The organism is Paraburkholderia dilworthii, assembly GCF_000472525.1.
In the GTDB taxonomy this organism is placed as follows: Bacteria; Pseudomonadota; Gammaproteobacteria; order Burkholderiales; family Burkholderiaceae; genus Paraburkholderia; species Paraburkholderia dilworthii.
Window position 1 is genome coordinate 1 of sequence record NZ_AWZT01000072.1, and the last position, 19,631, is coordinate 19,631.

The 19,631-nt window shown below is 58.4% G+C and carries 18 protein-coding genes; 10 read left to right on the forward strand and 8 right to left on the reverse strand.

Annotation, left to right across the window (positions count from 1 at the left end):
- Window positions 1-897 (reverse strand): LacI family DNA-binding transcriptional regulator (locus F759_RS39335; RefSeq protein WP_036025886.1); only part of this gene is annotated, 897 nt, incomplete at its 3' end.
- A 94-nt stretch (window positions 898-991) separates the two neighbouring features.
- On the opposite strand from F759_RS39335, the gene F759_RS0133010 reads away from it, so the two are divergent.
- From F759_RS0133010 to F759_RS45340, 3 genes are all read left to right on the forward strand, one after another.
- Window positions 992-2,185: a phytanoyl-CoA dioxygenase family protein gene (locus tag F759_RS0133010; RefSeq protein WP_244438979.1), complete on the forward strand. Its 1,194-nt coding sequence runs from the start codon at window positions 992-994 to the stop codon at window positions 2,183-2,185.
- Window positions 2,186-2,402: 217 nt separating this feature from the next.
- On the forward strand, window positions 2,403-2,663 hold the full coding sequence (locus F759_RS43780) for a LysR family transcriptional regulator (protein ID WP_027803587.1): 261 nt from the start codon (window positions 2,403-2,405) through the stop codon (window positions 2,661-2,663).
- A gap of 23 nt (window positions 2,664-2,686) precedes the next feature.
- Window positions 2,687-2,839 carry a type 2 periplasmic-binding domain-containing protein gene (locus tag F759_RS45340; protein ID WP_209440535.1) on the forward strand — a complete coding sequence of 51 codons (153 nt, stop codon included), beginning with the start codon at window positions 2,687-2,689 and terminating at the stop codon, window positions 2,837-2,839.
- On the opposite strand, the gene F759_RS39345 is transcribed toward F759_RS45340, so the two are convergent.
- From F759_RS39345 to F759_RS0133050, 5 genes are all read right to left on the reverse strand, one after another.
- Window positions 2,826-3,380 (reverse strand): H-NS family nucleoid-associated regulatory protein, encoded by a 555-nt coding sequence (locus F759_RS39345; protein WP_036025888.1) that lies wholly within the window; start codon window positions 3,378-3,380, stop codon window positions 2,826-2,828. The two genes, F759_RS45340 and F759_RS39345, sit on opposite strands and share 14 nt — an antisense overlap.
- Window positions 3,381-3,475: 95 nt before the next feature.
- Window positions 3,476-4,174 carry a lysozyme inhibitor LprI family protein gene (locus tag F759_RS0133025; RefSeq protein WP_322787125.1) on the reverse strand — a complete coding sequence of 233 codons (699 nt, stop codon included), beginning with the start codon at window positions 4,172-4,174 and terminating at the stop codon, window positions 3,476-3,478.
- Window positions 4,175-5,138: 964 nt separating this feature from the next.
- On the reverse strand, window positions 5,139-5,411 hold the full coding sequence (locus F759_RS0133035; protein ID WP_027803589.1) for a hypothetical protein: 273 nt from the start codon (window positions 5,409-5,411) through the stop codon (window positions 5,139-5,141).
- Window positions 5,412-6,039: 628 nt separating this feature from the next.
- Window positions 6,040-7,341 carry an MFS transporter gene (locus tag F759_RS0133045; protein ID WP_027803591.1) on the reverse strand — a complete coding sequence of 434 codons (1,302 nt, stop codon included), beginning with the start codon at window positions 7,339-7,341 and terminating at the stop codon, window positions 6,040-6,042.
- 305 nt (window positions 7,342-7,646) lie between these two features.
- Complete coding sequence (locus F759_RS0133050) at window positions 7,647-8,390, reverse strand: GntR family transcriptional regulator (protein WP_027803592.1); 744 nt, start codon at window positions 8,388-8,390, stop codon at window positions 7,647-7,649.
- Window positions 8,391-8,533: 143 nt separating this feature from the next.
- Between F759_RS0133050 and F759_RS0133055 the strand changes: the two genes are divergently transcribed.
- The 4 genes from F759_RS0133055 to F759_RS0133070 are packed head-to-tail and all read left to right on the forward strand — an operon-like array spanning window position 8,534 to window position 14,743.
- A complete protein-coding gene (locus F759_RS0133055; RefSeq protein ID WP_027803593.1) occupies window positions 8,534-9,838 on the forward strand; it encodes an MFS transporter in 1,305 nt (434 codons plus the stop codon).
- Window positions 9,835-10,722: an amidohydrolase family protein gene (locus tag F759_RS0133060; protein ID WP_027803594.1), complete on the forward strand. Its 888-nt coding sequence runs from the start codon at window positions 9,835-9,837 to the stop codon at window positions 10,720-10,722. Before F759_RS0133055 ends, F759_RS0133060 begins: the two co-directional genes overlap by 4 nt.
- Before the next feature lie 7 nt (window positions 10,723-10,729).
- Window positions 10,730-12,016 carry an ATP citrate lyase citrate-binding domain-containing protein gene (locus F759_RS0133065; protein WP_027803595.1) on the forward strand — a complete coding sequence of 429 codons (1,287 nt, stop codon included), beginning with the start codon at window positions 10,730-10,732 and terminating at the stop codon, window positions 12,014-12,016.
- A gap of 27 nt (window positions 12,017-12,043) precedes the next feature.
- Window positions 12,044-14,743, forward strand: coding sequence for a CoA-binding protein (locus F759_RS0133070; RefSeq protein WP_027803596.1), 2,700 nt, complete (start codon window positions 12,044-12,046; stop codon window positions 14,741-14,743).
- Between the two features lie 372 nt (window positions 14,744-15,115).
- Here the strand turns inward: F759_RS0133070 and F759_RS0133075 are convergent, their stop codons facing one another.
- The gene (locus F759_RS0133075) at window positions 15,116-15,496 is read right to left on the reverse strand and encodes a response regulator (protein WP_027803597.1); all 381 of its coding nucleotides are present in this window, start codon (window positions 15,494-15,496) and stop codon (window positions 15,116-15,118) included.
- A gap of 327 nt (window positions 15,497-15,823) precedes the next feature.
- Complete coding sequence (locus F759_RS0133080) at window positions 15,824-16,174, reverse strand: hypothetical protein (RefSeq protein ID WP_027803598.1); 351 nt, start codon at window positions 16,172-16,174, stop codon at window positions 15,824-15,826.
- A gap of 438 nt (window positions 16,175-16,612) precedes the next feature.
- On the opposite strand from F759_RS0133080, the gene F759_RS39350 reads away from it, so the two are divergent.
- The 3 genes from F759_RS39350 to F759_RS45345 all read left to right on the forward strand — a co-directional run bounded on the left by F759_RS39350 (window position 16,613) and on the right by F759_RS45345 (window position 19,506).
- On the forward strand, window positions 16,613-17,662 hold the full coding sequence (locus F759_RS39350; RefSeq protein ID WP_209440536.1) for a GGDEF domain-containing protein: 1,050 nt from the start codon (window positions 16,613-16,615) through the stop codon (window positions 17,660-17,662).
- Between the two features lie 670 nt (window positions 17,663-18,332).
- A complete protein-coding gene (locus tag F759_RS39355) occupies window positions 18,333-18,551 on the forward strand; it encodes a DUF2934 domain-containing protein (RefSeq protein ID WP_036025882.1) in 219 nt (72 codons plus the stop codon).
- Between the two features lie 586 nt (window positions 18,552-19,137).
- Window positions 19,138-19,506, forward strand: coding sequence for a low affinity iron permease family protein (locus tag F759_RS45345; protein ID WP_084534427.1), 369 nt, complete (start codon window positions 19,138-19,140; stop codon window positions 19,504-19,506).
- Window positions 19,507-19,631 lie beyond the last annotated feature (125 nt).

Sequence of the window (19,631 nt, forward strand, 5' to 3'; positions counted from 1 at the left end):
GTCGTGATGCAACACAGCGCTCAGTTTGCCGTCACGCAGCAAGTCAACGTTATCTTTGTCAAGGTCATGCCCGATAAAACATTTCGGCGCCTGACCCAGCGNGCCGAGCGCACGGAGTATTGCAACGTTGCCTCCNCCCATCGAATAGACCGCGACAATTTTGCGCTCTGCATCAACGGCCCGCTTGACTCGCTTCTCCGTTTCCCTGTCGAGGCCGTGCCCCCCGCTGGCATCGACGAGTCTTAGCTTCGGATTTCGGCGGGTCAATTCATCCCGAAAGCTCGCTCCGCGTTCTTCTTCCCCGCGAAACCGCTCACTACTCATGGTGACCAGAACATTGCCTTCACGGCGACCAAGCCATTGACCGATGAGGTAAGCGGCGGTCGCGCCTGCCATGTGGTTGTCGAGCCCGGCATAGGCAATGCGCGATGACCGCGGAATATCCGTAAAGATGGTGACGACAGGAATGCCCCGCTGCCGCAAGCCGGAAACAGCGGCAACAATCTCAGGGACATCTCGTGCCTTGAGCAACACACCGTGGCTGCCCCTGCGTCCAATCGCGCTCAATGCGTCCACAACTTCCGCAGTGGTCATCGTGTCTTGCATCAGAAACCGTAGTCTGAATACCGCCGGATGCAACCCCGGTAGCTCAGATTCCAACGCTTCCCGTATTTCGTCAGAAAACCTTTGCGGCGCTTCGACGACGACATCCACGACAACCTTGCGCCCGCTAGTCGCTAGCTGGAACTGTTGTTTCTCCAGTTCCTCTATTGCGTGCTGCACCCGTTGGCGAGTGTGTTCGCGGACGTGCTCCCGTCCATTCAGCACGCGGTCGACTGTGGCAAGTCCAAGGCCCGCCTGCAAGGCAATCTCCTTCATAAGAAAGCGGTGCGCCATGGGGGGCTGTAAGTTGAGGTGTTTTTGAGGCGTTTATGGTACCTCAAGCGTCCAAAGGAGGACTATCGTTAGAGGAAGAACAGGAGGAGACACCGTGAACCCCATTGAACCGCGTCTCGACGCCCGCGCAGGCAATTGGTATCGGGAGCAGGATTGCCTTCTCCAGGACTTTCTTGCTGTACTCCAGCATTGTCCGGACGACGACAGGCTCACTTTTGCCGCCGAAACAGTAGACCACGTTCCGTTGTACGACTGCCGCGAACTTACCTCTGTCCTTAAGGAGGTTTCGCTGCGAAAGGACCTTCAGGCTGAGTGGGCGCGGGTTTTGAAAACGGGCGCGGGCGTGCTCGTATTGAAGCGCATGTGTGCCGACACCGCGCCGGTCGACGAAGCGACCACGGTCTTTGAATCACTCATTCGGGAAGAGCGCGAAGCTGGCGGCACTGCTGCGGACCACTTCGCCACGGCGGGTGCAAATGACCGAATCTGGAATGCGCAGGAGAAGCTTTGTTTGCGCGCGCCGGATGTGTTCGCACGTTACTTTGCGAATCTGCCGCTTCGGGCTGTGGCCGAGGCGTGGCTCGGTCCAAGCTTTCAGATGACTTCTCAGGTCAATGTCGTACGCCCCGGTGGACAAGCTCAGCAGGCCCACCGGGACTACCACCTCGGGTTCCAGACTGTTTCCGAAGCCGAACGTTATCCGGCGCATGTGCATACGATGTCGCCGCTCCTCACGCTGCAAGGGGCGATTGCCCACACCGACATGCCGCTGGAAAGCGGGCCGACCAAGCTATTGCCGTACTCGCAGCGCTACGCCGAGGGATACCTTGCCTGGCGTCGGCGGGACTTTCGCGACTACTTCGAAACGCACTACGTTCAACTGCCACTTGAAAAAGGCGATGCACTCTTCTTCAACCCAGCGCTCTTTCATGCAGCCGGCTCGAACCGCACGACCTCCGTTCAACGCATGGTGAACCTTCTTCAGATTTCCTCAGCCTATGGTCGTGCGATGGAATCGCTGAATCGCACAAAGATGTGCGAAGCCATATATCCGATGCTGCTTGACCTCGTTCGCACGGCGGCTTTCACGACAGAACAGGTTGACGCTGTCATCGCGTCAAGCGCCGAGGGCTATCCGTTTCCTACGAACCTGGATAAGGACCCACCACATGGTGGCCTAGCTCCAGCGAGCCAGCAGGAGCTGCTACGTCGAGCGCTTGCGGAAGACTGGGCCCAAGACACATTCGTGGCTGCGCTTCGCGAGCAGGTTGACCGACGCACCGCTTGATTCCTACCGTGGAACTCCGAGGACGCTCCCAGCTGAGCTGAAGCATTATGAGCTGTCTTGAGGTGTTTTTGAGGCCTTTTTTCCCCTCGGACCGGTTTGAACATCGTTATGACTGGTCCCCAAAAACTCGCCCGATGTACCGAATCAGTTTCCCCTTCAGCAAGCAGCGATGCGGATAGTGGCGTTGCTCGAAAATTTCAGCAGGTAGCGTTCCGTCATGGACCAGTTCAAGGAAGTCGAGCTTTTCATCGAAGTCGCGGAGTCGGGAAATATCAGCCGCGCGGCTGAGGCTCTCGACCTGTCCATATCTGCTGCAAGCCGATACCTGGCGGCGCTAGAGGCCAGAGTTGGCGTGCAGTTGATACGTTGCAATACACGTAGCCTTTTCTTGACCGAAGCAGGTGCCGAATTCCATCGCCGTTGCAAATCGGTACTGACGGACCTCAGGGAAGCGGAAGCAGTCGCAAAAAAGCTGTAGCCAAGCCGAGCGGCGTTCTTCGCGTGACGGCATCCCTGTCTTTCTGCACGCTGCACATTGCATCGTTGCTACAGGAATTCACGGAACGCTACCCCGACATAACCGTCGACATCGTTGCCGCAAATCGCTATTACGACATCATCGAAAATGGTATCGACGGGCCTAGGGCTTTTTGACAGCAGCCGTCTTGAGCACCGGCTTCTTGTCGCCAGCGGTAGCGCCGCCAATGAGAAACTTGCTGCGGTCCTTGGCACTAGCAATCCACGCGGGAGCGCGGCCACGTCCACTCCAGGTCGCGCCAGTTTTCGGGTCAGCGTACAGCGCAGGCTGGGGGCCCCTGACATAGTTTCCTGCCTTCGAAACCTTCTTGGCAGCAGGTGCCGACACCACAGCATTGCCTTCAACGAGATACTTACTGCGGTCCTTCACGTTAGCAATCCATCCGGGCGCGCGGCCGTGTCCTGACCATGTCGCGCCGGTCCTCGGGTCGCGATATTTCGTTACTGAGCTTCCTGCTTTCGCTGCGGCCTTTCCGCCGGGTTTCGGTCCACGTTTGTTGCCGCCAGCGTGCGCGTCAATGTCAGCAGTCGTTAGTCCGTGCTCTGCCATCAACTCCCGAATCTTGTCGATAACGGCGCTCGATTTTTTCGCGGCGAGCGCGTCGGCCTGCGCTTGCAGTTTCTGAATTTTTGCTTGCAAGGATTCGAGGGTCGTCATCGTCGGTTCCACAGTTGGGATGCCCGCACTATGCCATGCGTAAGATGCAGTGCGCTACTTCTGGCTGGATGGCCGAAAAGATAACCGAACATCCTTTAGTGGTTCCTCGGTGCGCCATCACTTTTTTTTCGGCGCCTGACGAGCGCGCCGCATGCAATCGCAACGAGCAAGACTGCCATCAGACCCGCGCTCATGCCGGTCGTGCTGCGGGAGTCGCGCGGACTGGAAGCAGCAGAGGCGACGGTAGGCGAAGAGGCCTGCGTCGCAACCGGCTGCGGAAGCGCTACGCCGGCGGCACTGCCTCGGCGAACGAGCGAGGCTTCCGACGTTGGGGAGGCCGGAGATGCGGTAGCGGGAACTGCGTCCGGGGCGGGTCCGATGGGAACCATAGACGAGGCCATAGCCGGCGCCAGTGCAGCGCGAGAAGTGGTTTCGACAGACTTGGCCATCACCTTCCACTGAGCGAAGACGCCGTCGATGCAGTGGACGTCGGTGCAGGCGTTCCGCGATTGCCTCCACTGGGCGAGTTGTTCGGAAGAAAGTTTCCCAGTACTCAGCAGAGCCTGTTGCTGCGCGAAAATATCGTCATATTCATTGTTCAGGATGGCGTGGTCGCATATGACGCGCGCAGCCGGTTGCCGCGTGGTGGCACATTGAATATCGCTCGCCCATGCTTCGATTGAACCAAACGCTGCCATCGCCAGCAGCAAGGTCAAATGTCGTGTTCGATGCACCGGTCCTCCTAAAGAATGATTGCCGTGATTAAGCTGCTGTCGCTCGTGGGCGAACTTCAAGGTGTGTGCCTGATGGACGCCAGGACACTTGACGCTTCGGCTACGTCAGCCGTGTCGGTTCAGCCGCGAAAGCGGTCTGGCCTAAGCCTCTCTACTGTGGCCAGTGGGAGCGGGCACGATAATGAATCCGTCTAGCTCGTCGCCGTACGCAACGACCCTCCCTTCAAGTAGGAAGCTTGTGGCAAGGCGCAAAGCGCCGCATCGACTTCGTCGATAGACCCCAGTGACGTTGCATCAATTCCCGCATGCAAAAAAAATTTCTCGGCGCTGAGTTCGCTTTCGCTTCGCAGAGGCGACTGCATTCCTAATAAGGGGGATAACAAGGTGATTTCCCTTCCGGTCTCCGCCAATATCGATTCCAGCAACGGCTCATCCCGACTTCATCGCGGAATTGCCCCTCCCAGCGTTCGCAAGGAAAACGAAAAATGGACTGGTGTGTGTTTGTCGATGAACGCGGTGGGCGTCGGCAACATTTTCTCTCCACACTGCACTCTTGGCAGCGCGCTCCCGATTTGGAAAAACCAGGCGTGAGACACCTCACGCGCTGACGTTGAGCGAACGTTGCGTCAGTGCTGGCCTGCGTTCAATAGCATCCAAACCTGCCGCGTCGGCGGTCCTGCAAGGATTCGCACAAACACCGCGCGGCATCGAACGCAGGCGTAGTGCTCCTCTGCTCGCAAATTCCCAGTTGCACCGGCGCCGTTGAGTGCGAGGTCCTGGTGCGGAGGTTCGGTGGCCGATTTCCCGTAGAGGTCAGCGCACGATGCACAGGGTTGAATCCAAAGGTCCATTCGTCAGTTGTCGGCAATTTCGAGCGACATGCGGCCAGTCGGTGCTCGTAAAAAGCATAGGTTGCAAAGCGAGGAATGTCTGCGACGGGGCGTCGCAAGGTAATCCATTTGAGATAAGCGCACCATTAGTGCCCACCCACCAAAAACGAACAAGGAATCGATGTCTTTCTTGGTTAGCCCCCAAACGGGTTGCCGGTGTTTTTTACTTCGGTATTGAGATTGTATTCCGCACGCACGGCCTTGAGCACGCCCGCGATGTCGCGCTCGAAACCGACCGCATTGCCGAAGTGGGTCATGTTCCAGTTGCAGCCTGTCTTGTCCACCTCTTGCAACTGCGGCCGCGGCACACGAATCTTCACGCCATCCTCGACGATTTCCTGCAGTCGATGGATTCGCCGGTTGACCTCCTGCTGAAGCTGCGAGGCATTGAGCGTCTTGCGTATCATCCAAATCTCCTTCCGGTCGCTGAAACCAGTCTAGCGCAAGTAAGGTGTTCCGCAACCTGGCGCTGAAATCGGGAGTGCCCGACAGAGCAGGCGCCTTCATTCGGCGCTGTGCGTCAGTAAGTCAGTGCGCGACAATCACGACGTCGATGCCGCCAATGGCATGAATCCTGATGCGCGCACCGTCCCCGTAAACTCCTACGTCCACCGGGCCAAGCGTTATGCCGCAAGTCGATACTCACAATACGGCCGGTTCCTGTCATCAAGGATGTGTATGAATTGCTGTGGGCAACCGACAGCCGCAGCGTAGCTGGCCACCTCGAGTGGGCGCCTGGCTGGTATATGGGCATCATGGAGAAGACTTATGCCGTTGACGAAATCGTGGGTGTCGAGTCAGGGGGGCTGGTCTCAGGCGTCGGACGTCAGCGCGGACCACGGCTTGAGACCGAGGAGTTAACGCACAAGGCAAGAACCATCTTCAGCTTCAACATCTGGTGAAAGGAAAACAGCTAGAAGGCCGGGCGGCGCTCCGGGCAGTTGTCTCACGGGGACGGAATTACTTGCCGGCGATGCGGCGCAGACGGGCTGCGTCGACTCGGGGGAGACAGTGTGAGTCGCACATCTATCCGAACTATACAGTTGCTGATGCGAGCGCTGCCTTGCGATGCGCTCCGACAGACCACGCAATGATGGTACCGATTGCGAGAGCTAACAGGCATGCAGTCGGAACGAGCATGGGTGCAACATGACTGGTGGTTACCTTGCCAACGTACGGCATGAGGTTCTGTCCGAAGAACCCTCCAAGGTTTCCAATGCAGTTGATGGCAGCGACACTTGCTGCGGCTCGAGCGCCAGAAAAGAAGCGTGGTGGGAGCGACCAGAAGCAAGGGTACAGCAGAGGAATACAAGCTCCACCCAGACACAAAGCAATGAAGCGCAACGATATAGTCGGCAACACGAGGCTCGATGCAAAGCATACGACGCCGATGCCGGCGACTATGGCCATTGCCTTTAACACCACCTGTTCACGTTTGAGCTTCCCGGGAAGCCAAAGCAGGAGAAGAGCCGCGAGAGCCCACGGAATCATGTTGAGCAGGCCATTGACGCTCGACGAAACGCCCCAGCTCTTAACCAGCGTGGGCAACCAGTATGTCACGCCATAGAGCGACGTCGACATCAGCATGTAGGTTGCTGCGAACATGAGGACCTTCGGGTCAAGCAATGCCGCCCATGGCCGGGACTCCTTTGCTTCCGGGGACGCTTCGCGCGCAAGCGCTGCGACCACAATGTCCTTCTCGTCCTGAGAAAGGAAGTTCGCTTCCTTGACGGAGCTCGGTAGATATTTGAGTGCTACGAAGGCCATCAGTATTGCGGGAAGACCGGTGGCAAGGAAAACCCATTGCCAACCCGCCAGTCCCAGTGTTCCGCCCAAGGAAAGGAGCAGCCCTCCGACCAGCGCGCCAAGCATGTTTGCCAGCGAACTGCCGAGAGTAAAAAGGCCAAGCACACGTGTCCGGTAGCTTTGAGGAAACCACTGCGTCAGGTAGTAAATGACGCCTGGATAAAACCCGGCTTCAGCAACGCCCAGCGCAAACCGAAACGAGTAAAAAACTGGCAGGGACCTGGTGAACGCCATTAGCACTGTGACGACGCCCCACGTAATCATGATGCGAGCGAGCCACGTCCGGGCCCCAAAACGATGAAGCGCCAGTGTGCTGGGCACCTCAAACAGCAGGTAGCCAATGAAAAACAGGGATGCTCCAAGGCCATACGCGGCTTCCGTCATGCCAAGTGCCTGAACCATTTCCAGTTTCGCGAAGCCGACGTTCTGCCGGTCGATGAATGCGATGAGAAACATGACAATCAGCAGCGGCATCAGCCGCCATGCCATTTTCTTCATTACCTGCTGCTCACGTGTTACGGACGTAGACATGTTCGCTCCAAGTTCCATGCCCGCTGCCGCTCGGACTGGCGTTTCGAAAGGGTCAGTCAGACGAAAACGGGCAAATTGATATAGTCATGTATATGTTTGTATGTTTGAGGCCGGGCTGCAATGAGGTATAACCCGGACGAGCGCACGCAAGCGAGCTGCCGCGGCAGCTGGCGACCAGTGATGTATTCGGCGAGCGAGGTGTAGAGCCTGAAAGTCGCAGGAAAAATGCGACTTGACGGGTGACAGAGAGTCAGTTCGTTGTCGGCCCCTATGACGGCACCGAACCGGGCGAGGGAGTCGCGTTGTCAGCGAATATCGACCTGATACTGGAACGCTGCAGCAGCGCCACGCGTGGTGCGCCATTCAATAGGCGTCCCGGCGAAATCGGATGCCACACGGTGCACAAGGATTACCGGGCTGCCAACGTCGATATGCAAGAGTGCTGCATCAGCGTCCGTGGCCTGTTCGACGTTCAGAATTTCGGTTGCGGACGCGACGATTTGGCGGCAAAGCCGCTCGTAGAGTGGATAAAGCAAATCCTCGAAGCCACCTAGGGGAAGAGTCGCCAGCGCTTCGAAACGGCTTCGAGGTAGCCATATTTCTTCCGACAAAACGGGTTGTCCCTCAATCAGTCGTACCCGCGAGAGATGAACAGTCTTCTCGGTCGCCTTCATCTGCAAGGCTGAGCGAATCGTCTCGTTTGGCCTGACGACTTCGCGGCCGAGCACCTTCGCCGTCGGTCGGACCGGCTTGCCGTCAGCTGACTTGAACCGGAAGAAGCGGAACAACGACGAATCAAAGCGCGGGCGCCGGACGAAGGTCCCCTTTCCCTGGGTGCGGGTGAGCACCCCGTCGGCCACCAGCAAATCAATGGCCTTCCGAAGGGTTCCAGTCGACACGTTGTAGAACTGGCTAAGTTCCGCCTCTGTGGCGATTGCCTTTTCTGGCGCCCACTCGCCCTCCGCGATGCGGCGCACGAGGTCATCGCGTAGCTGCTGGTATCGGGGCAACCGGCCGTCTGGCTTGGCCGAGAACGACTGCATATCCATGATTCATTTAGTTGTTCACAGGAATAGTCACTGTACAACATCTGCAGGAACAAGGGTAAATCCCGAATGACTTCTTCGTCGAGGCGCCTAAACTAAACATATAGTCATATACATGAATATATGAATTTACCTTGGAGACGGCGATGTTCACCTGGTACAAGCGAGGCACACCTCTCGAACGGAACACCTTCTGGGGATGTTTCGCGGGTTGGGGCCTCGATGCCCTCGATGTGCAGATGTTTACCCTGGCAATCCCCGCAATCATCGCAGCGTACGGCATCGACCACATGCAGGCGGGCGCCATCAGCGGCGTGACACTGGTGTCATCGGCGATGGGCGGCTGGTTGGCGGGCGCCTTGTCCGACAGGATTGGTCGGGTGCGGACCCTGCAGATTACGATTCTCTGGTTTGCAGGATTCACATTCCTTTGTGCCTTCGCCCAGAGTTTTCCTCAACTACTGGTCCTGAAGACCCTGCAAGGATTCGGGTTCGGCGGAGAGTGGGCTGCAGGCGCCGTGTTGATGGCTGAGACCGTCCGGACGGAACACCGCGGCAAGGCCATGGGCGCGGTACAGAGCGCTTGGGCTGTCGGCTGGGCCGGCGCAGTGCTCTTGTATGCCGCGGCCTTTTCGTGGTTGCCGTCAGATACGGCGTGGCGTGTCATGTTCGGCGTTGGCCTGCTGCCCGCGCTTCTCGTCCTTTACGTCCGCCGCAATCTCCGCGAACCTGTGCGCGTTGAGCCGTCTCGCGCTGAACCAGCGGTTTCTGTGTGGGCGCAAATCGCGCAGGTATTCCAGCCGCGCGTCATCAAGACCACCGTTATCGGGGCGATTCTGGGCACAGGCGCACACGGCGGGTACTACGCCATCATGACCTGGCTGCCGACCTTCCTCTCCAGGGAAAGACATCTGTCGGTCCTCAACACCGGTGGGTATCTTGCGGTTGTTATCGTCGCTTTCTGGTGCGGCTGTATGGCGAGCGCTTACCTGCTCGACCGTATCGGACGGCGTCGCAACATCGCATTTTTCGCATTTTCTTGCATCGTCACCGTGCTCGCCTATGTGATGCTTCCCTTGAGCAACACGGAAATGCTTGTTCTGGGCTTCCCGCTAGGCTTCTTTGCTGCCGGTATACCGGCCAGTCTGGGCGCACTCTTTAACGAGCTCTATCCTGCGGATATGCGCGGGACAGGCGTCGGCTTTTGCTACAACTTCGGTCGCATCGCCTCGGCGGGTTTCCCGGTGCTGGTCGGGTACATGAGTCATTCGATGTCGCTCGGAGCAGCGATTGGTATCGATGCCGCAATTGCGTACGGGCTGGCGATGGTTGCCGTGTTGCTGCTTCCCGAAACGCGCGGCAAGCGCTTGCGGCCGTCCGGCGTCGAGCAGGCTTCACAACCGGTCGCCGACGCCGAATTAGCGTTTGACCATCCCCGGAGCCAGCGATGACTCAGGCACCATCCATCGCGCGGCGACGGCTGCCGCGCGTTGACACGCACGCGCACGTGTTTGCCCGGACGCTGCCGCTGGCGGACGGACGGCGCTACGCACCCGACTATGACGCAACGCTGGACGCCTACCTGAAGCTTCTGGACGAGAACGATATTGGCAATGCCGTCCTTGTCCAGCCCAGCTTTCTCGGCACCGATAACAGCCATCTTTTAAAGGCGCTGACCAGCGACATTAGCCGGCTGCGCGGTGTGGCAGTCGTGTCCCCCGAAATTTCAGTAGACGACCTGCAGCGGCTGAACTGCCAGGGTGTGACGGGCGTGCGTCTGAACCTTGTCGGGCAGACGCTCCCCAAGCTGGGCTCGGCGCCATATGTAACGCTTTGGCGGCAGTTATCAAAACTAGGCTGGCATGTTGAGTTGCACAGGGAGGCGTCGGACCTGACGCCGCTCGTCAACACTTTGCTGGATGTGGGCTTGCCAGTCGTCGTTGACCATTTTGGCCGCCCTGACCCGGACAGCGGCACACGCGACCCGGGCTTCCACGACCTGTTGGAGTTTGGCCCATCTGGGCGCGTGTGGGTCAAGATTTCGGGCGCCTATCGGTGCTCGGTGCCGGACTCGAGGTTCATGCGCGATGCCACGGACCAGCTCATAGACGCATTTGGCGCCGAACGTCTGATGTGGGGTAGCGACTGGCCACACACGCAGTTTGAACAGGCGACGGACTACAGGCAGACGCTTGGCGCGTTGCTGGACTTACATCTTGCGCCCGCGATTGTCGAGGCAATCCTGTGCTCAACCCCGCACTCGTTTTACGGGTTCGACAAAGCCCCCGTAAGGGCTATTGTCCCGACGACACCGATTTCCCAACTCACTTCCTGAGGTCATCATGCAAGTCACCGGTATGTTGCACGGCGCCAGATTGCTGCAGTTCGTGGGCTTTCCGACGCCCGAGATTCTGGGTCCGGACGCTAGCGAAGAACAGATTCGAGCGATGCTGAAAAAACACGGCATGATTTTCATCAAGCCGGTTTTCAAGGGCGGCGTTGGCAAGAAGGGCAAGGCCGGTCTGATTGGCCGTGCAACTGACCTGACGACCGCCTTGAAGGAGAAGGAGCGCCTTTACTTCGTCGAGCATCACGTCGCCAACACCGTTTCAAAAGCCAACGGCGTGACGTTTGAGGCGGGAGTGCCGGCCGAGTACGAGGTCTATTTCTCGATTACCGACTCGACACACTTCCGCGCGCCCACCATGACGCTCACACATCACGGTGGCGTCGACATCGAGGAACTGGACAAGTCGCAAGTTGTGCAGATTCCGTTTGACCCGCTCACCGGGCTCAAGGCGTTCGTCGTGGCGAACGCGCTTTCGACGCTGGGCGCACCCAAACAGATTATCTCGCCGCTTGTGCAGCACCTCCCCAAGTTGTGGGAGCTCTACCACGGGTTCGGCATGACGACCCTCGAACTCAATCCAATCCGGATGCGTGAGGATAGCAAGGGACGGCTGACACCCGTCGCCTGTGACTTCAAATGCGGCTTCGACCGTGACGACCCGCGCTGGCAGCGTCTTGACCTGCCCGCGCATCTCTTCGCGGTCGATTATTCAGACTTCGAACAGGAAATCAATCAGCTCCGCACGTATCAGGGGCAGAGCGACGTCTACGTCATTAACGCCAAGGGCAGCATTCTCGCGCCAACCTTCGGTGGCGGTGCGAACTCCCTTGTCACGCAAATGCTCGGAGACGACGCCATCATCTCGTCAGATTTCGGCGGCAACCCACCTTACGAAAAGATGAAGGAAGTCGCCCGCATCTGCTTCAAGCACTGGATTGACCAGAGCAATGTGCTGTTCATCATTGGTGGAAAGTCGAACAACACGGATATTTTCGAAACATTTCGCGCAATGGCCGACGCGTTACGCGAGCACTTCAGTCAGCACCGCCCGACGCCGCTCTATGTGGTGGTCGGCCGTGGCGGTCCGAATCTGGTTCGCGGAATGGGAGCATTGCGCGACACACTCGATTCGCTGGGATTGCCGTACACCTTCTTCGGGTTTGACTCGGACATGAGCGAGGTCGTCCTGCATGCGAAGCAGGTTGACCAATGGATGAAAGCAGGCGGCCGTGAGCAGATTGCCGCGAAGCTGGGAATTGCGGTCAAACAGGCTGCCTGAGCATCTCATCGACTGAGGAGAATCATTATGTACAAGCAGGGCATTGGCGATTTTAAATACTTCGTAGGAATTAGTTCGTTATCCCAAGTTGCCACAAAGGATGACCGCGTTTGCGTACTCAACATCCTGGGTGGTGAGTCGAGCGATGTTACCCCGGTCGGTCATGCCTATTCCGGCGGCAATGTGGTGTTTGGTACGGCTCCAGGAAAGCGCGGACAGGTACTGGAAACGGCACTTGGATGCGTGCCGGTCTACAACAATGTCCTTGAAGGCCTGAACGATGGTCACCGGTTCAACTGCGGCGTCATCTATCTGCCGCCTTCCGCTGCACGGGACGGCGTGGCCGAGCTAATCCGTGTCAATCCGGAACTAAAAAAGATATTCATCGTCACCGAAAAGCTGGCCGTCAGCGACTCCCGCGAAATCCGCGCGATGGGTCAGTCCAACGGCATCGACATTTTCGGCGGCAACAGCCTCGGCGTAGCTGACGCCTGGAATCAGGTGCGTATCGGCGGAGCGCTGGGCGGCGACAATCCTGAGGAGGCATTGCGACGCGGCTCAATTGCATTGTTCTCGAACTCGGGCAACTTTACAACGACCATCGCAACCTACCTGCGTATGGCCGGATGGGGCACGACTACGGCCATCTCCAGTGGCAAAGACGTCTATATACAGTTCGCGGCGCCCGAGTTTGCTGCGGCGCTGGCAAACGACGCGCGAAGCAAGGCCGCCGTTCTTTATGTTGAACCAGGCGGCTACTACGAGCTCGACGCCAACTTTACGAAGCCGGTGGTTGCGTGCGTCGTGGGTCGCTGGAAGTCAAAGCTGACCCGTGCTGTCGGACACGCGGGTGCTATGTCCGGAGGCGCGGACGACGCCGCATCGAAAGAACAATGGTTCCTCGATAAATTCGGGGTATCGAGCGTGTTCACACCGGACAATCCGGTCGTGTCGGCAAAGGGCGCTCTTGTCACGAACATCGCGCACATACCCGCTGCTCTGACGGCTGTGATGCGTGAAAACGCCTGTCGGCCCGATTTCGAGCCTGAGGGCAACCTTGCTTTGAAGCCGTGGTTCAGCAGTCACCGCGGATTGTGCCTGCCGACGGTGCTGGATTTGCCAGTCGTGCAGGCCGCTGCCCCATACGATGCCCAGATTGCCGCGCTCGACAAACAGGTTGGAGCTGTACCACCGCGACAGTCGATGAAGGATGCTTCTGGCGCGTCGCAGATGGACTCGAAGTCGCAGGTGACCAGTCTGTATGGTGTCTCGATGCTCGATGCAGCGCAGTATCCCCTCGAGACCAACGTAAGCCTGGCGCTGCTCCACGAACCCGGCGGGATGAACGACCGCGCGCTAATCAATGTCGCTGTGAGTGCGTTCCTGAACCTGTATGGACATCCCGCACTTGGGGCTGCCCAGGCGGCAAGGGATGCCGGTAATGCACCAAACACTGTCCTTGCCGCGGCGGCAAGTATCATCGGGCCGCGAGGGCTAGCCGGGCCCCGCCAGGCGGTCCGCGCTCTAATCGACGCCTTTGCCACGGTGAAGCTCGAGCACGCGATGGATGAGACTTTCGACTTTTCGCGCGCTGAAGTCACCGACCTCAACCTGTTTGTCAGCAGTGAACCGGATTTGCGGGCCCGCGCAATCCTGGCGGGACTCAAAGCTCGCGACGTGAAGTCGACATTCGTGAAATATGTTGAAAGCCTGCCCGGCGAGCCGACTACCGATGGCGTATTGGCAGCCATTTGCGCGACGCTCGCATGGGGACCGCTCATGCGCAAACGCATTTCACGCCTCTCGGCAGAGAGCCTTCCGTGGTGGATTCAACTGTTCGGCTCCCTGATAGGCGCCTCGGTGTCCGCAGACCAGCACGGTCCGGACAGCTTCTGCGGCGTCGAGACGAAGACAGTGCTGGAGGAGCGTTCGCTCGGTGAAACCGCTTTCCGCGCGTTGTTTGGATTGTCGCCAGGCACGAGCGACTTGTTTTCCTTCCAATTGCTGGTCGGACTGCTGCTGTCAAATGGACCCGGAACGATTTCCGCGCAGGGTGCAAAAGGTGCGGTCTCTGCCGATGGTCCCGAAGACCCCGAGCGCGTCCAACTCAACAAGGCGTTAATCGGCTTCCTTACGCACAGTGGTTACACACACGGTGGCAATGGATTTGAGGGAATTGCGTTTCTGCTAGACCAGTTCGCGGATAGTGGACTGACTGACCCCGGCAATCCTGCGCACGGGCTGGATTTAAAAGCACTAGCGATGACGTACGTCGAAAGTTACGCCAAATACAAATCGGGCAAGAAAACGAGCGGCAGCCTGGACATTCAGAAAATCCCTGGCGTAAATCATCCGGTGTTTAAAGATAAACCCGTCAATCACGACCCGCGTGAAATGTTCGTGCGGCAGTTGTTCGCCGAGCGCGACGAATACAACATCTTCCACGACTTCTACCGGACGTTGGTCCAAAGCCTGTTCGACGCGGGGGTTTCGCGAAACGTCTACTGCGTCAACGTCGATGCGGTGATTGCCGCGTTACTGCTCAAGATGCTCTGGCAGCCATATCGTGACGGAACGTATTCGCGCAACGCTTTGGAGACGGCCGCCTTTACCATCTTTCTTTATCCGCGCATGCTTGGTTGCGCGGCTGAAATCGATGACCATATGAATCGCGGAAGGAACATGGATACACGTACACCAGCATCAGAATGTCGTTTCGTTGCGTAGCGGGATGACCCGGGAGCGCACGAACTCTTTCCGCGCTGCCGGGTTCATGCCCACACCTGCCTGATGTCCCAGTAAGGGACTAGCTCGCCCGACTTGCGGCGGGCCCGTCTGGGCTCGTAATAAACGCATGCGACGGACCTGCCGCGCTCACACACTTCCCATCGGTCGCTACCAACAATGTAAATACATTGCGCAACGTCACCGGCGCCCACAAGCGACGTTAGCAGTTCCGCGCGGCCTACGAACATCGAACCGTCGGTGAGCCGAAGTCGCCGCCGGCGGGTTCCTGATACACAGCCGTCGCGGTGGCGCTAACTGTCCTGCTTTCGCACGCCGCTATTAGCGATAGCATTCCACTCTTAGCCCAGCCGGCTAGTGGTGCGGTACCGATGCCGGGTTCTGCCGCTCTGAAATCAGTTGCGAAACCAGCGTTAGCACCTGCTCAACCGCCACCGGCTTCCGAACATAGGCGTGGAAAAAGTCCGCGTGCCGGTCTGCCGGCTGCGGGCCGTCGGATAGCAGGATGACAGGAATGCCTTCACCAGGGCTGGCGTGTCGTTGCAACTTGCATAGAGCGAGCTCGTTTAGTATCTCCGAGTCAGTGACAACGACGTCCGGAAGTCTCCCTGACACCATTTCCAACGCCTCCAGGCAATCGAGCGCCGTTATGATGTGATGCCCCTCCGACTCCAGACCGAGTCGCAGCACCTCAATTAGGTGAGGCTCGTTGCCGACCAGCAATACTCTGCTCATGACTCCCCCGCACGGCTGCCTTGCAGCGCACGCATGGGACGTGCCTGGCATGCGCGTAAGCGAGACTGGGTGCCGGACGCGTGGTAGGTTCCTCAGCCGCCTCCAGGCATGCGCATGTTCGCCGGGCGACGCCGCGCGCCGTACAGGCAAGCCAAGGCGCCAACCCTGCCTCTTCCAGCATGCGATTTGTGATTGCGAAACATGAGGAAGGCGGGCCGAGCGTGGACCGTATCCTAGCGCCCGGCGAATCGCATTAAAACTCGCCCGCCGTCAACGTCTGCAACCCGCTTCTTATTCCGTATGCGCCCGCAGGCTGCAGATATGGCGTCACATCTCCTGCCCCTCGCCTAGTTCGGGATGCAAGCGAATATGCAGGCATGCAAGCCAGCGCCCGGGGAAAGCTGGACAAATCCAGCATATGTGAGGTGGACTGCCCTCCACAATCACATAGCGCTTGTTGACCGCTGCGTTAAACGCCTTGCGCGCGTCGAAAATGACCCATCGATAGGTAAGTAATACGGTCGCCGCGCCATACAAAATGAGAGCGGTGGGCGACACGGCGTGCGCGCCCAAGTCGACAGTAGCGGAGAGCAACAGCGCACTGACTTGTGCAATAGCGCCTGCGATGAGGGCTACTGTCCACTGAGCCTTGAGTTTGACTATGAGCGCTGATTTCAATCAAGCCTCGTTACCGGTGAGCGGATTTCGCCGCTTGCCATATGACCGCAAGGCAGGACGACTCCCAACTGTGCTGCTCTCGGCTCTATAGGGTCGGTGAGAAGACCGCCAGGGGTCAAAGCGACGTATCGGCGGAATGCGCCACAGGAGCGACCGGGCGCCTGCCGTGCATTTCCGTCTTTCTAAGATTGTCCGCTCAAAATGCTTGCCGAATCGAAGGTATTCACGCCGTCGGCAACGCAAATCCTACGGTTCAGGTTTGAAATGCTGATGTGACTTGACGGCTTCATCGGCCTTGAGCCCGGCTACATCCCACGGGCCGCGACGTCGCCGACCTGGCAGCCGGCGCGCACGCAACGCCGCAAAGCCGGGCCTCCCGGCATGCGCTTTGCGGGGCCAAAGTCATACCCGTAGTCGATGCGGATGGATAGTCAACCGATGACCACGCTGACTGGTCAGAGTCTCCAACCGGACGACTGCACCGGCTCCGCTAGTTATATTTTGCGACGGACTGTAGTTCGTCAGCGAGCCATCGCGAGGGGAAATCATATGAGCCCAGCGGGCGCAGAGCAGTTTGGGTTCGGGCCGGCTGAAGCCCTTTGCCGCGCTTTTGCGCAAGGGTCGCTGCTTGTCGCCACGTATGACCCCGACGACGTTTTGCAATACGCAAGCGCCGCCTTCAGGAAGGCGTTCAGACTCGATGGAAGCGAGGGTGTGCTCACGTTTGCAGACTTGATACTGCGCAGCGCGCAAGCTGGGTTCGGACCGAGAATCGATTCCGGCGACGTCGCGACGTTTATTGCCAAGACGCAACTGAGACGGCGGAGTCGTCCGGGGCAGCGGTTCTTCACCACCGACATGATTGACGGCAGTTGGTATTGGATGACAGAAACGCTCTTGGACGACGGGTGGCTCGTACTGGTCGGTAGCGAAATCTCCCCGCTCAAGGAGACCGAGCGCCTGTTAGCTGCTGCCCACGAGATGGCCGTTTATGAGGCCACGACTGATGCGCTTACTGGGCTCCCAAACCGTCGAAAGATTCTTGCGTGTCTCAGAAGTGCCCTGGCGGCACCGCTATCGGAGCAGATGCCTATGGTAATTGCACTCCTGGACCTTGACATGTTCAAGAACATCAACGACGAGCATGGCCATCTTGCTGGAGACGCAGTCCTATGTGATTTCGCAAATTTGGCTCGGAATCTGGTTCGGCGCTCAGACGTTATCGGAAGAATCGGCGGAGAGGAGTTCCTGATAGTGATGCCTCACACTACTGTGCACGACGCATTGCTGGTGATTGAAAGATTGCGCGAGGGCGCATTAGGCAGAGAGGTGATTACCGCGGATGGGACCCAGCTCCGATATTCGGTATCCGCTGGCATCACACAAGTGTCCACGCGAGAAAATATCGACGATGCGTTCGAGCGGGCCGACCGTGCGCTTTACAAGTCTAAGCGCCTTGGGCGGAATCGCGTATCGCTGGAGATTTAGCAACGCGACGCTTTATGCAGTACGGTTGCCTAAGTTCAGCGCAAGCCGCAAGTGCGCATTTTCCCTTGACGCGTGACAGGTGGGACGCCGAGTCGCGGGTAGGCCACGCGCATAACCTGGAAGACGGTCGGAGATGTCATGTCGCTTGCGTTTGCTGAAGAACCCGTCTCCGACGTTGGCGCCATCTGCAGAACTCAAGCTGTCAGGGCTGCTAGCCGGCGTCCAAGCCTGGTGAATCGCCGGCGAGTCAACCGCGTCGGTCCGGCGCAGACCCGGAGGTCTAACTTCTTCGGCTTCTATGTCCTGGAGTTCGCCATGCATGTGAAAACGCGTCGGCGCGTACGTAAATCCGCAATGCGCATCTTGCCGTTTCGCGTTGGGGGAGAGAATGTTCGCCTTCGGCGCGGGTCAATGCGGACGGCTCGTTGCTATCGTCATCCGCGACCACAATCCGAACCGAGACCTTCACAATTTCGCCCGGAATATATGAATCGGCCGCCATTGACGTTCCTTTCGAACGGAATTTTATCGTGCCACATCTGGAGGGCGCCATTTCACTAGATTGCGCAGCAGCGGCCTCCTTTTCCGCGCGCTATCTATGGCGCGCCGAAAGGCGCATCATTGCGATTCAAAGGGCGATTGAATCGGATGCGAATCAATGAGGTGTGACATGACTTCTGCAATATCTGACAGTGACATCCAGCGACGCGCGTATGACTTATGGCTCAAGGCCGGCAGTCCGGAAGGACGCGCCGACGAGTTCTGGGAGCAGGCGCGCTTGCAATTGGCTGAGCCGGAGGCGCCAACTCAACAGGACGTGGTCGCAGACTCTGATGATTTTGCAGAGGCGCCTACGGCAAAGCCTGAATCTGGTGACAAACGTCCCTAGCCACGCCTCTTTGTATGCACGAGAAAGAGCTTGCTTGTCATGAAGCGCACCCTCCGGCTTGGGTTCAATTGATGTTCCCGGTGGACGCTGACCACACCAAAGCGGCGGGATTGTGCAACAGTAAAAACCTGCAATCTCCGCGCAATCGCTCTTGCCACCGCAGCCGTTATCTTGCGGCACCGCGGCGGAAGCGGCAAACGTCGAACAATTAGCCGGCCTTGAGCGGGTAACATTCCTCGGCAATAGCGTGCGCTGTCGTGACCGTTGGGACGCTGTTCAACGGCAGCATTTCCGACATAGGCTGCGTCCCGCGATTCCCATCCGGCATGGATTTAAATACGCAGTCGACGCTCGTCGGTAACGATGGCGATGCCGCATGTTAGTCCGTACGATGCTCGGATTTCCGACTGACCCTACCCGCATGCGGGCAGGCCCGAAACAGCGATAGCCTCAATCAAGCAGGCGTTGCAGATCGTCAATCCCGAGAGTTTCAGTAAGCATCATCCAGTCCTGATACGCGAAGGACAATCCTCCATGCGCGCGTTCGATAGTTCTTCGAGTGTGGTGACCCGTTGGCCGGTTCGCCATCAGTCTTGGACGCGCAGTCATTTCAGTTGTAGCGGGGCTCGCGAGCCGACCGCGGTTTCACTCATCCGAGGAATGGCAACAGGTCATCAACACGTGCCCGACCATCGTCATGTTTCTCATCGTTCCTCGCGACTGCGAAAACCGTGCCTCTTGCCGACCACCGCTAACGTCACGCCGGCTCTGCAGGCGCGACGGTCCGAACGTTGCTCGTAAACGTGACGGGGAATCAGCCGCGCGCCAAAGGTTTGTCGCAAGCGCAGGCTCGCCGTCGCGGCCAGCACACTTTGTTGCAGATAAAGCGTCGTCGACAGCTAGTGTTGGCCCGCATTCAGTAGCATCCAAATTCGAAGCGTTGGCGGTCCTCTAAGGACTCGCGCAAACACTGCGCGACAACGTTCGCATGTGTAATGCTCTTCCGCATGCGCGTCCTTAACGGCATCGACGCTGTTCAAAGTAAGGTCCGAATGCGGAGGCTCAGCGGCCGATTTTCCG

Coding starts and splice junctions, on each gene's coding strand:
- F759_RS43780 (WP_027803587.1), top strand. CDS start 2,403: ATGGACCAGTTCAAGGAAGTCGAGCTTTTCATCGAAGTCGCGGAGTCG.
- F759_RS39345 (WP_036025888.1), bottom strand. CDS start 3,380: ATGACGACCCTCGAATCCTTGCAAGCAAAAATTCAGAAACTGCAAGCG.
- F759_RS0133035 (WP_027803589.1), bottom strand. CDS start 5,411: ATGATACGCAAGACGCTCAATGCCTCGCAGCTTCAGCAGGAGGTCAAC.
- F759_RS0133045 (WP_027803591.1), bottom strand. CDS start 7,341: ATGTCTACGTCCGTAACACGTGAGCAGCAGGTAATGAAGAAAATGGCA.
- F759_RS0133050 (WP_027803592.1), bottom strand. CDS start 8,390: ATGGATATGCAGTCGTTCTCGGCCAAGCCAGACGGCCGGTTGCCCCGA.
- F759_RS0133055 (WP_027803593.1), top strand. CDS start 8,534: ATGTTCACCTGGTACAAGCGAGGCACACCTCTCGAACGGAACACCTTC.
- F759_RS0133060 (WP_027803594.1), top strand. CDS start 9,835: ATGACTCAGGCACCATCCATCGCGCGGCGACGGCTGCCGCGCGTTGAC.
- F759_RS0133065 (WP_027803595.1), top strand. CDS start 10,730: ATGCAAGTCACCGGTATGTTGCACGGCGCCAGATTGCTGCAGTTCGTG.
- F759_RS0133070 (WP_027803596.1), top strand. CDS start 12,044: ATGTACAAGCAGGGCATTGGCGATTTTAAATACTTCGTAGGAATTAGT.
- F759_RS0133075 (WP_027803597.1), bottom strand. CDS start 15,496: ATGAGCAGAGTATTGCTGGTCGGCAACGAGCCTCACCTAATTGAGGTG.
- F759_RS39350 (WP_209440536.1), top strand. CDS start 16,613: ATGACCACGCTGACTGGTCAGAGTCTCCAACCGGACGACTGCACCGGC.
- F759_RS39355 (WP_036025882.1), top strand. CDS start 18,333: ATGACTTCTGCAATATCTGACAGTGACATCCAGCGACGCGCGTATGAC.